At 33.6% G+C, this 11,942-nt stretch carries 12 protein-coding genes; 10 read left to right on the plus strand and 2 right to left on the minus strand.

All coding sequences use genetic code 11. The features are described 5' to 3' along the window. Nucleotides 1-109 precede the first annotated feature (109 nt). On the minus strand, nucleotides 110-1,276 hold the full coding sequence (locus tag M0M44_RS00900; protein WP_248728112.1) for an MFS transporter: 1,167 nt from the start codon (nucleotides 1,274-1,276) through the stop codon (nucleotides 110-112). A gap of 103 nt (nucleotides 1,277-1,379) precedes the next feature. Here M0M44_RS00900 and M0M44_RS00905 point away from each other — a divergent pair, with 103 nt between their 5' ends. The 8 genes from M0M44_RS00905 to M0M44_RS00940 all read left to right on the plus strand — a co-directional run bounded on the left by M0M44_RS00905 (nucleotide 1,380) and on the right by M0M44_RS00940 (nucleotide 10,177). Next, on the plus strand, nucleotides 1,380-2,213 hold the full coding sequence (locus M0M44_RS00905) for an AraC family transcriptional regulator (protein WP_248728113.1): 834 nt from the start codon (nucleotides 1,380-1,382) through the stop codon (nucleotides 2,211-2,213). Nucleotides 2,214-2,283: 70 nt separating this feature from the next. Beyond that, nucleotides 2,284-2,643: a hypothetical protein gene (locus tag M0M44_RS00910; RefSeq protein WP_248728114.1), complete on the plus strand. Its 360-nt coding sequence runs from the start codon at nucleotides 2,284-2,286 to the stop codon at nucleotides 2,641-2,643. Between the two features lie 98 nt (nucleotides 2,644-2,741). Then, a complete protein-coding gene (locus M0M44_RS00915; protein ID WP_248728115.1) occupies nucleotides 2,742-3,272 on the plus strand; it encodes a DUF3347 domain-containing protein in 531 nt (176 codons plus the stop codon). A gap of 1 nt (nucleotide 3,273) precedes the next feature. Further along, nucleotides 3,274-3,834 carry a helix-turn-helix domain-containing protein gene (locus M0M44_RS00920; RefSeq protein WP_248728116.1) on the plus strand — a complete coding sequence of 187 codons (561 nt, stop codon included), beginning with the start codon at nucleotides 3,274-3,276 and terminating at the stop codon, nucleotides 3,832-3,834. Between the two features lie 567 nt (nucleotides 3,835-4,401). Then, nucleotides 4,402-6,933, plus strand: a complete 2,532-nt coding sequence (locus M0M44_RS00925; RefSeq protein ID WP_248728117.1) for a heavy metal translocating P-type ATPase — start codon at nucleotides 4,402-4,404, stop codon at nucleotides 6,931-6,933. A gap of 198 nt (nucleotides 6,934-7,131) precedes the next feature. Continuing rightward, complete coding sequence (locus M0M44_RS00930) at nucleotides 7,132-9,369, plus strand: multicopper oxidase family protein (RefSeq protein ID WP_248728118.1); 2,238 nt, start codon at nucleotides 7,132-7,134, stop codon at nucleotides 9,367-9,369. 180 nt (nucleotides 9,370-9,549) lie between these two features. Further along, nucleotides 9,550-9,903 (plus strand): hypothetical protein, encoded by a 354-nt coding sequence (locus tag M0M44_RS00935; protein ID WP_248728119.1) that lies wholly within the window; start codon nucleotides 9,550-9,552, stop codon nucleotides 9,901-9,903. Nucleotides 9,904-10,015: 112 nt separating this feature from the next. Beyond that, the gene (locus tag M0M44_RS00940) at nucleotides 10,016-10,177 is read left to right on the plus strand and encodes a hypothetical protein (RefSeq protein WP_248728120.1); all 162 of its coding nucleotides are present in this window, start codon (nucleotides 10,016-10,018) and stop codon (nucleotides 10,175-10,177) included. A 140-nt stretch (nucleotides 10,178-10,317) separates the two neighbouring features. Here M0M44_RS00940 and M0M44_RS00945 read toward each other — a convergent pair whose 3' ends face one another. Beyond that, nucleotides 10,318-10,770 carry a DUF4442 domain-containing protein gene (locus tag M0M44_RS00945; protein WP_248728121.1) on the minus strand — a complete coding sequence of 151 codons (453 nt, stop codon included), beginning with the start codon at nucleotides 10,768-10,770 and terminating at the stop codon, nucleotides 10,318-10,320. Nucleotides 10,771-11,000: 230 nt separating this feature from the next. Between M0M44_RS00945 and M0M44_RS00950 the strand changes: the two genes are divergently transcribed. Then, nucleotides 11,001-11,480, plus strand: coding sequence for a DUF4870 domain-containing protein (locus M0M44_RS00950; protein WP_248728122.1), 480 nt, complete (start codon nucleotides 11,001-11,003; stop codon nucleotides 11,478-11,480). A 126-nt stretch (nucleotides 11,481-11,606) separates the two neighbouring features. Further along, nucleotides 11,607-11,939 (plus strand): PadR family transcriptional regulator, encoded by a 333-nt coding sequence (locus M0M44_RS00955; RefSeq protein WP_008464689.1) that lies wholly within the window; start codon nucleotides 11,607-11,609, stop codon nucleotides 11,937-11,939. Nucleotides 11,940-11,942: the final 3 nt, after the last annotated feature.

Here is an 11,942-nt window from a genome sequence, read left to right on the forward strand (position 1 = left end):
ATCAATAAGATGACAGAAAAAGTAATTTTGACTATAAGTTTGGTCTTTACAAGCACAAAAAAAGCCCTTAAACAAAAGTTAAGGGCTCTAAAAAATGATATTTTTAAACTTATGCAGGCTGTACCTGAACTTGTTTCTGATGTAACCTCATCAAGATGAATGTGATAATCATTCCAATTACTGACATTCCAACTCCGATAAGATTAGGAGAAGAATAGCTGAATCCCGCTGCCAAAGGCAATCCGCCAAGAAAAGCACCTAAAGCATTGCCGATATTAAAACTCCCTTGAAGAGATGCCGAAGCAATCATCTCTGCTCCTTTTGCTGTACGAATCATCAGCATCTGAATTGGCGCAATTACCGAGAATGAAATAGCTCCAGTTAAGAAAGTAAGAAATAAAGACATGTATTGATTGAATGAGAAAAAGTAAACTAGAATTAAATCTAAAGACATTACTAATAATAAAGCTAATGTAGTTGGCGCTGGTGAAAATTTATCTGCCAATTTACCTCCTACGAAATTTCCAACCACCATTCCTAATCCAGCTAAAATTAAAATGGAAGAAACATCTTCTGGCGAAAATTTAGAAACATTAATTAATAAAGGAGCAATATAACTGATCCAGGCAAAAAGACCTCCAAACCCAATTGCCGTAATTCCGATAATCAACCAAGCTTCTGTTTTCTTAAAGAACTGAAGTTGTGTTTTCATATTTACACTTTCTCCTTTTTCAAGATTTGGCATCCATAAATAAATTGCCAAAAAAGTCAATAATCCAACAATAGCAATTAATACAAAAGTATAACGCCAAATAAAATGATGACCTATATAAGTTCCAATTGGAACACCTATTAAGTTCGCAATGGTTAAACCAGCAAACATTATAGAGATTGCCTGTGCTTCTTTTCCTTTATCTGCCAAACGGCTTGCGACTACCGCTCCCACTCCAAAGAATGCACCATGCGGTAATCCAGATAAAAATCTAGACGCAAATAAAATAGTATAATCGGGAGCAATAATTGACAATGCATTAAAAACTGCCAACATTAAAGCTAAAATTAAAAGCATTTTTTTAGGTGCATAATTTCTTCCCGCGATTACTAACAAAGGCGCTCCAATAACAACTCCAAGTGCATAAGACGAAATTAAATATCCTGCAACCGGAATGGAAACTTTCATATCTGAAGCAATATCTGGGAGTAATCCCATCATTACAAATTCTGTAATACCAATAGTTAACCCTCCTAAAGAGAGCGCAATAAGACTTTTTTTCATTTTGATTTATTGTAGAAAGGAATAAATTTCTACGATGCAAAATTAATACCGATAGCCTTAAAAAAAATTGTAAATTTGCGACATAAAATTGTATATTTAAGTTATGCCTAAATTAAATCAGTTTAAAACGCTTGTTCTTGATGAATTCGAAGAAGAGAAGTTTCATCTTCCACCGCATACGCATACATATTACGAAATCATCTATATCAAGAAAGGAAGTGGTATTCATCATATAAATAATAATCTGCTTCATTATAAAGCAGGAGATCTATTTGTGATTTCACCAGATGATGAACATTATTTCGACATTAAAAAGAGTACTCGTTTTATTTTTATAAAATTTACCGATAACTATTTTAATTCGAAGCAAAACTTAACCTGTGATGAATTCTTAATTCACACGCCAGAAAGCTTTATGCGGGATAAAATTTTAAAAGAAACCGTTTTAAAATTTGATGAACCTTGCAAGACTATTCTAAAAAATACAGTCGAAAACATCACAAAGTATGGTGAATATATTGATGTGACCAATTCACCTATTGTTTTCTATCAGATTCTTTCCATTTTTGGTTTGATTAAAGAAACCATACGATGCATGAATTTACAAATGACATCAAAGCATCTGGATAATGAACAAATTGCCAATTACATTCATCAGAATATTTACCAGCCCAAATTGGTTCAGATAAAAGTAATTGCAGATCATTTTAACATTGCTCAAACCTATTTTAGTGCTTATTTCAAAAGAACTTTCAACATAAGTTACCGCGAATACATTCATAATTTGAGAACGACTTTAATCGAAAAAAGATTTCATAACAATCAATTGCCCATAAAACAGATTGCCTACGAATTCGGTTTTACAGATGAAAGTCATTTGACGAATTATTTCAAAAAACGAAAAAACATGAAACCGACTGATTTTAAGAAACTGTAGTTATCAAAATCTTAAAAAGTAATTTCTCCACACATTTTTAACTAAATTTGTACTTCTAAAAACAATTTCTTTGAAAAAGAAAATCCATATAATACTGCTTTTTAGAATACTCAGCTTCTTTTTGAATCCGAGTTATACTTACGCATGCAATATGGTGCATCACAAAGAAATTGCTTCTAAAGAAGAAAACAGCTGTTCTAAAAAATGCTGTGAAAAGAAAACTTCAAAACAGGAAAAACATAATTGTGACGGAAAATGTCGTCATTCTGGCTGCACAACTTCTGCATTGCAATTTGTTATTTTGACTTCAAATGATCTTGATTTACAAAATGATGTCTTCAATTTTTCTTTAAGAAACACTATTTCATCTTACAGTAATTCTACAATTTCTTCTGGATTTACTTCTATTTGGCTCAAGCCGAAAATATAATTATCGCATTTATGACAGCCCATATTGGGTGTTTTTTAAAACGAAATTTTTAATTAATTTTAAAGGAAATAAAATCCTTTACCTAAATATTATATACAATGAAAAAATCAATCATAGCTTTAGCAACAGTACTTACCGTATTATGTAGTACAAATAACATTCAGGCAAATACAGCAAAATTAGAGTCGGGAACAACAGAAATCGTTGATGCGAGTCAGCTTCAATCTGTTTATGATGCTTATTTTACGGTAAAAGATGCCCTTATTAAAAGTGACAGCAAATTGACTTCGGCGAAAGCCAAAGACTTACTGACAGCGATTACTGCGGTAAAAATGGACAAACTAAAAAGCAACGAACATGCGGTTTGGATGAAAGTGGTTAAAAAACTAACTGCCGATGCTAAAAGTATTTCAGCAACAACAGATCTTAAGAAACAACGCGAGACTTTTAAATCTTTATCTAAAAGCACTTATGATCTTATAAAAGTTTCTAATCCAGAACAGCCAATCTACAAGCAATATTGCCCAATGGCAGATGCTGACTGGTTGAGCAAAGAAAAAGCAGTTAAAAATCCGTATTACGGTTCTTCTATGCTGACTTGCGGAAATGTGGTAGAAACGATTAAATAATATGAAGCTTTACATCAAAAATATGGTGTGCAGCCGATGCAAAATGGTTGTGAAGTCTGAGTTCGAAAAACTCGGACTTCAAACTACTTCTGTTGAATTGGGTGAAGTCGAACTGGAAAAAGAAATCAGCGACGAGCAAAAAGAAGTTCTATTAGAAAACCTTCAAGTTTTAGGTTTTGATTTAATCGATGATAAAAAAACAAAAACCGTCGAAAGAATAAAGAACTTAATTGTCGATTTGGTTCATCACAAAAACAATGATTTAAAAATCAACTTGTCCGATTATTTAGCCGAAAATCTAAATCAGGATTATAATTCGTTGAGCAATCTCTTTTCTGAAATTGAAAACACAACAATCGAAAAATATTTCATTAGTCAGAAAATCGAAAAAGTAAAAGAATTATTGATTTACAATGAGCTTTCGTTAAGCGAAATTGCAGATATTCTCAACTACAGTAATGTGGCACATTTGAGCAATCAGTTCAAAAAAATTACAGGCTTTACTCCTACTTCGTTCAAACAATTGAAAGATAAAAAACGTATTCAGATCGAGAATATATAGTTTTTGATTTAACCGCAAAGAGCGCAAATATTTACACAATCCCGATAGCTATCGGGAACAAAGTTTATTAGCCACAGATTATAAGGATTAAAAGGATTTTTAAATCTGTGTTAATCTTTTTAATCTGTGGCTAACTTTTTTAAGAGCAATTCACAAACAAAATAAACATAACCAATGGTTTCAACCATTGGAGCACAACGATTGGACCCAATGATTAGAACGCACCAGATCATCCAATGCGTTCCCAAGGTTGAAACCTTGGGCTATGTTTTATCACCCCTTAAAAAGTTTTTTTTAGCCACAGATTATAAAGATTAAAAGGATTTTCAAATCTGTGTTAATCTTTTTAATCTGTGGCTAACTTTTACGCGCAAAGTTCATAAAGCTAAAGCTTTGAGAACTTTTAAATCTTAAAAAAATAAACATTCGTGTGCTTTGCGTAAACCTTTGCGCTCTTTGCTTTAAAAAACAGCATTTAGTAAATCTTACAAATCATTCCCAAAATTATACAAACCGAACTCACAGATACTTCAGAAATTTGCATTGTAATACTTAAAAACCAATACAATGACTCATCAATATATAATTTCAGGAATGTCTTGCAATGGATGTCGAACTAAAGTCGAAAAAACTTTAAATGAAGTTGAAGGCGTTCAGGCAGAAGTAACTTTGAATCCGCCAACAGCTACGATTACAATGGAGAAACATGTTCCGACAGAAAAATTCCAAGAAGTTTTATCTGCTGCTGGAAATTATACTATTGAAATGGATTCTCCTAAAAATCATGGCGAAGCTGCTAAATCTTGCTGTTCTGGTCATAAAAAAGAGAATCACAATCATCATAAAACAGAAACTAAAAAAGTACATCAGCATAGTGCAAATGGTGTTTATTACTGCCCAATGCATTGCGAAGGCGACAAAACGTATAACAAACCCGGAGACTGCCCAGTCTGCGGAATGGATTTAGTACCACAAGTTGCCATAACAGCAACGCAATTTACTTGTCCGATGCATCCGGAGATTGTTTCAAACGAGCCAGGCGACTGTCCGATCTGCGGAATGGATTTGGTTCCGATGCAAGCTTCTGAAAGTGAAGAAAACAAAACTTATTCTGATTTATTGAAAAAAATGAAAATTGCGATTTTATTTACGCTTCCAATTTTCATTATCTCTATGTCAGAAATGATTCCGAATAATCCACTTTACAATATAATCTCCATCGAAAAGTGGAATTGGGTTCAGCTTTTATTTTCGATTCCTGTTTTGTTTTATGCAGGATGGATGTTTTTCGTTCGCGCTTACAAATCTATTGTGACTTGGAACTTAAATATGTTTACTTTAATTGGAATTGGAACCAGCGTTGCTTTTCTATTTAGTATTGTTGGGATGTTTTTCCCAGATATTTTTCCAGCAGAGTTCAAATCGCATCACGGAACGATTCATTTGTATTTTGAAGCGGCGACCGTAATTATCACTTTAGTTTTATTAGGACAATTATTAGAAGCCAAAGCACACGGACAAACTAATGGAGCCATAAAAGAATTATTAAAATTAGCGCCGACAGAAGCGACTTTGGTCGAAAATGGAAATGATAAAGTAATTTCTATTCACAATATCAAAAAAGGCGATTTACTTCGTGTAAAACCTGGAGAAAAAATTCCAGTTGATGGTAAAATAACTTCTGGCGAAAGCAGTATAGACGAATCTATGATTACCGGCGAACCTATTCCAGTAGATAAAAAAACTGGCGATGCAGTAATTTCTGGAACTATAAACGGAACAAAATCTTTTGTAATGCTTGCTGAAAAAGTAGGTTCTGAAACGATGTTGTCGCAAATTATTCAAATGGTAAATGATGCCAGCAGATCTCGCGCTCCCATTCAGAAATTGGCCGATCGCGTTTCTAAATATTTTGTTCCTACAGTTGTTATTATTTCGATTGTAACCTTTTTTGCATGGGCAAAATTTGGTCCAGAACCAGCCTACGTTTACGGATTAATCAATGCCATTGCGGTTTTAATTATTGCCTGTCCGTGCGCACTCGGATTGGCAACTCCAATGTCGGTAATGGTTGGCGTGGGTAAAGGCGCTCAAAACGGAATCTTAATCAAAAATGCCGAAGCCTTAGAAAACATGAATAAAATTGATGTTTTAATTACCGATAAAACAGGAACAATTACAGAAGGAAAACCATCTGTAGAAAAAATATTTGCAATTCATAATGACGAAGATTTTCTGCTTGAAAACATAGCTTCTTTAAATCAACATAGCGAACATCCTTTGGCGCAGGCCGTAGTCTCTTTCGCGAAAGCAAAAAACAGTTCTCTGAAAGAAGTTCAGGGTTTTGAAACCATTGCTGGAAAAGGAGTTATTGGAACGATCGAAAACAAAAAAGTCGCTTTAGGAAATAAAAAATTAATGGATGAAATTGGAGTTTCTGTTGCTGATGATTTAGAAAGTAAAGTAACTGCCGAGCAAAATCTTGGAAAAACCATTTCATATATTGCTATTGAAAAAGAAGTTTTAGGCTATGTTGCCATTACCGATGCCATCAAAGAAAATAGTGCAAAAGCCATTAAAGAATTAATCGCTCAAGGTGTTGAAGTTATCATGATGACGGGCGATAATCACAATACAGCAAAAGCCGTTGCTGAACATTTGCATCTAAGTTCCTTCAAAGCCGATTGCCTTCCGGAAGATAAATTGAAAGAAATAGAACGTCTACAGGCTCAAGGAAAAATTGTGGCAATGGCAGGTGACGGAATCAATGATGCTCCTGCTTTGGCGCAATCCAACATTGGAATTGCAATGGGAACCGGAACGGATGTCGCTATAGAAAGTGCAAAAATTACTTTAGTAAAAGGCGATTTAAACGGAATTGTAAAAGCAAAAAACCTCAGCCATGCTGTAATGTCAAATATTAAACAGAATTTATTTTTTGCTTTTATATACAACACTTTAGGCGTACCAATTGCCGCAGGAATTTTATATCCATTTTTAGGAATATTGCTTTCGCCGATGTTGGCCGCGGTTGCTATGAGTTTGAGTTCAGTATCGGTAATTGTAAATGCTCTGCGATTGCGAAATCTAAAATTGTAGGTTGGAATGTAATTATTTTCAACGCATAGAAACATAGTTTTGCATTGTGCGTAAAGGCGTTTCACTTGCATCAATACACATCGCTATGTGTGGAAACTTGTTTCTTTTATTCTCTTTTTAGACATAAATTCTATGTCTCTATGTGTTAAAAATAAATTGTGTTCAATTTAGACCAACGATTTAAAATTATTATTTATCATGAAAATTAAATACTTCTTTATACTTTTCTTAATTGCTTTTCAGCTGAAAGCCCAAAAAGTGGTGCGATACGATTTATACGTTCGTGATACCATTGTCAATTTTTCGGGTAAAGAAAAACGTGCGATTGCTGTTAACGGGCAAATTCCAATGCCGACTCTAACTTTTACCGAAGGTGATATTGCTGAAATTTATGTGCATAACGAATTAAAAAAAGAAACGACTTCGATGCACTGGCACGGATTATTTCTGCCCAATAAAGAAGATGGTGTTCCGTATTTAACTCAAATGCCGATAGAACCTGGAACAACTCATAAATATACATTTCCGATTATTCAGAATGGAACGTATTGGTATCACAGCCATTCTGGTCTTCAGGAACAAATTGGTTTATACGGACTTTTTATTATCAATAAGAAAAAAGACGATTCAACAATCAGAAAAGGAATCGACGATTTACCGACAATTCCAGTTATTTTAAGCGAGTGGTCGGATTTGAAACCTGAGAATATTCAGCGAATGCTACACAATGCCAACGATTGGTTTGCTATCAAAAAAGGAACAACGCAAAGTTACACCGAAGCGGTAAAACAAGGACATTTTTCAACCAAGGTTACCAACGAATGGAAGCGAATGAATGCCATGGATGTGAGTGATGTTTATTATGAAAAATTTCTACTAAACGGAAAAAACGAGCAACAACTTTCGGATTTCAAACCCGGTTCGAAAGTCCGCTTAAGAATTGCAAACGGAGGCGCTTCCAGTTATTTCTGGCTGACTTATGGCGGAGGAAAAATCACCGTTGTCGCTAGTGACGGAAATGATGTTGAACCTGTAGAAGTCGATCGTTTAATTATTGCCGTTTCTGAAACCTATGATGTTGTGGTTACAATTCCAGAAGATAATAAATCTTTTGCTTTTTTGGCTACAGCCGAAGATCGAACAGGATCTGCTTCTTTATTTTTAGGAAATGGAGAAAAACAGCCCATTCATCATCTTTCAAAACTTAAATATTTTGAAGGCATGAAAATGATGAACGATATGATGAAAATGAATGGCGAAATGAATGATATGGGTATGAATATGTCTTTGAACAAAATGGATATGAACGCCGTAATGTATCCTGAAATTTCGGGCGAAGACGAAAATTCTAAACCAATGGATCATTCTGGTCATAATATGGAAGAGATGGAAATAAAAAGTGACAGCACTGAAACCTCCGAAATTGTGACTTTGAATTACGGAATGCTGAAATCGCCTTTTAAAACCAATCTTCCTAAAGATGCTCCCGTAAAAGAATTGCGCTTTACGCTCTCTGGAAATATGAATCGTTATGTCTGGAGTTTGGATAATAAAGTAGTTTCTGAAACCGATAAGATTTTAATTAAAAAAGGAGAGAACGTTCGTATTGTTTTATACAATGCTTCAATGATGCGCCACCCGATGCATTTACACGGACATGATTTTAGAATATTAAACGAACATGGCGATTATTCACCGCTAAAAAATGTCATCGATATTATGCCGATGGAAACCGACACAATCGAGTTTCAGGCAAATGCTGATGGTGACTGGTTTTTCCACTGTCATATTTTATATCATATGATGGCTGGAATGGGTAGAATTTTCAGTTACGAAAATTCAGCACCAAATCCACTGATTCATCATCCTGAAATGGCTTTCAAAATGTTGAAAATGGACGATCGTATGTTTCATTTTATGGCAGAAAATGATTTTGCGAGTAACGGAAATGATGGTGAAGCGATGTTCAGTAACACCCGTTGGAGCATTGGAACGGAATGGAGATTAGGTTACAACGACAAACACGGTTATGAAACGAAAACTCATATTGGACGTTACATTGGAAAGAATCAATGGTTAATGCCTTTTATAGGTTTTGACTGGCGTTATCGCAAAATGGGAATGGACGAACAGGAACAGAATCTTTTTGGCCAAAAAAACACCAAAGACAATCGTTCGGTTTTTAGTGCTGGTCTTGAATATACTTTACCTATGCTTATAAAAGCACAAGTTGAGGTTTATACGGATGGAAATGTTCGTTTGCAGTTTGAACGAAAAGATATTCCGCTTTCTCAAAGACTGCGAATGAATTTGATGTGGAATACAGATAAAGAATATATGGCTGGCTTAAAATATATTGTTGCCCGAAACTTCGGAATTACAACACATTATGATAGCGACATGGGAATTGGGTTTGGGTTGAATTTAAACTATTGATTTTTTCTTAAACCATATAAGTGATTTAAGTTCATTTTAGAAAAGCATTCTTACAGTAAATAAATTATATCTTCGTTTCTAAAATCAATAATCTGGATATAACGTATGAGAAAGCTATATTTTATACTACCCCTTTTCTGTTGCATATTCTTAACAAGTTGTGATCCTTCACAGGGTATTTTGTTTACTAATAAAGGAAAAAGCAATGTCAAGGTAAAACTTATTATCAATCCGAAAGTTAAAAACGATAAATTGGATGAGATGAAAAAAGGAGATTCAATTGTTTTTAATTTAATTCCTTATAATCCAGAAGAAAAACTAGGACATATTTATTTTGGAAGAGGTAGATGGAACGATGAAAATATTCGTGAAATCAGCAGATCTATCAGAAGCATTCAAATAGAAAACGCTAATTATAAAATCATTTATAAATCACAAACTGCAATAAACCGTTTGCTAAAAGAAAATTATAAAGGGATAATCATGAAATCACTCAATATTAAAATTGATGATGATTTTTTTAGCAAAAATTAAAACTTTCTTTTACCAAAACATTAACAATAGAACTATTCCTACAGTAAAGAAATCAATTTATATTTGATCTACCAATTATAATCTTTCTAACATAAAAAACATTTAAAACAAAATGACAAAAGTAATCACAATTTTAACTGTTGCTTTATTTTCAATTGGAGTAACCGCTCAAGAAACAAAACCAGCAGCAAAAGAAAAAGCTAAAAAAGAATCATGCTGTAAAAAAACATCGACAGAAAAAAAAGATAAAAAGTCTTGCTGCGTTAAAAAATAATTGAAACTCGATTTCAAAGAAAAAGGCCTCAAATATTTGAGGCCTTTTTTATGGTCTTTTTTCACCACGAATTCCACGAATTAGGAAATGCTTAATGCATTGTAAAAAATAATTCGTGAAATTCGTGGCAAAATAAAAAACTATTTCAATCTTACACTCCATTCAAAATCCATTTCAGAAACTTGAATTCCTTCTTCATTTGTTCCAATAGATTTCATCCAGAATGTCTGTCCTTCTCCAGTCTCTATGGTTTTCTTTATTGCCTCGGCAATTAAATGTCCGTCATTGCAGACAAAAGTAATTCTTCCTGTCGCTTTTTTTGTGAAGTTTCCTTTGTTGTTGGCCACCAACATCGAGATCTTTTTACCACTTTGTTGAATCTGTGAAATCACCAAAGCTCCCGTTGTAAGCTCTGCTGCCATAGCTTGAACTGCAAAATACATTGAGTTAAACGGATTCTGATTGATCCAGCGATGCTTGACACTTACAATGCAACTATCACTATCAATTGCTTTTACACGCACACCACAAAAGTATGCAGAAGGTAATTTGAATAAGACGAATTTGTTAAGTTTTGATACAGAAAGTGCCATAGATTTGTTTTTTTATGTAAAAATACAAAAAAACTATGCGCGCACAATAAATTATTCACATATCAAAAGGAACCCAATAAAGACGCGGATTTAGAATGATTTTCAATCATTTAAGCATTATTTCACAACATTAAATTTGTTAATTTTTTGTTAATATTTGGTACTATGCAAAACAAGATACTGTTTTTTAGACATATATTTGCATAAGAAATTACTATATACTTTTAATCATGGAAACAACAACACCACTCATCATGGAAAAAACATCAGAAAAGAATACAGCATCATTTACTCATTTGAGTACTTTAAGCCAATATATAATTCCGTTTGGGAACTATATTTTTCCGCTAATCATTTGGACAAACTATAAAGACAAATCTGAATTTGCAGATCATCACGGAAAACAAGCTTTAAATTTCCAGCTAAGCATTTTGCTTTACAGTTTGATCTTAGCACTTATTGCCATTCCAATTTTCGTTACTGTTTTCTTGCAGAATCTTCCGTTAGAAGCTGTTTTTAATGACGACGATTTTGTAATTAGAAACTTTAACTTTCAAGCAAACATTGGACTTTTAAGCGTCGGAATTACTGCTGTGGTCCTTTTTGGAGTTTTAAAATTCGTTGAATTCTTTTTAGTGATCTATGCTTCAATAAAAGCTTCAAACGGAGAATTATACAAATATCCGCTTACGATTCCTTTTATAAAGTGACATTAAAAAATTAAAAGTTATAGTCGAAACATCAATCAAATCATATAAGTTTCGAAATCAATCATCAATCAAATTATCATCAATCAAAAAACGAATTGTTCAATCAAAAAAAAACAAAATGAAATTATGAACATTGAAAACACAAAAGCACAGATGCGCAAAGGTGTTCTTGAGTTTTGCATCTTATCAGTTCTAAAAGAAAAAGACGCATATACATCTGAAATATTAGACACTTTAAAAAACGCAAAATTACTAGTTGTAGAAGGAACCGTTTACCCGTTGTTAACTAGATTAAAAAATGACGGTTTACTTAATTATCGCTGGGAAGAATCGACCTCTGGACCACCGCGAAAATATTATGGGTTAACCGAGATAGGACAAACTTTTTTAAACGAACTTAGCGGCACCTGGACAGAATTATCTGACGCCGTAAATCTAATCACCAATCAAAATCAATAAGTC

It is taken from the genome of Flavobacterium humidisoli (assembly GCF_023272795.1).
GTDB lineage: Bacteria > Bacteroidota > Bacteroidia > Flavobacteriales > Flavobacteriaceae > Flavobacterium > Flavobacterium humidisoli.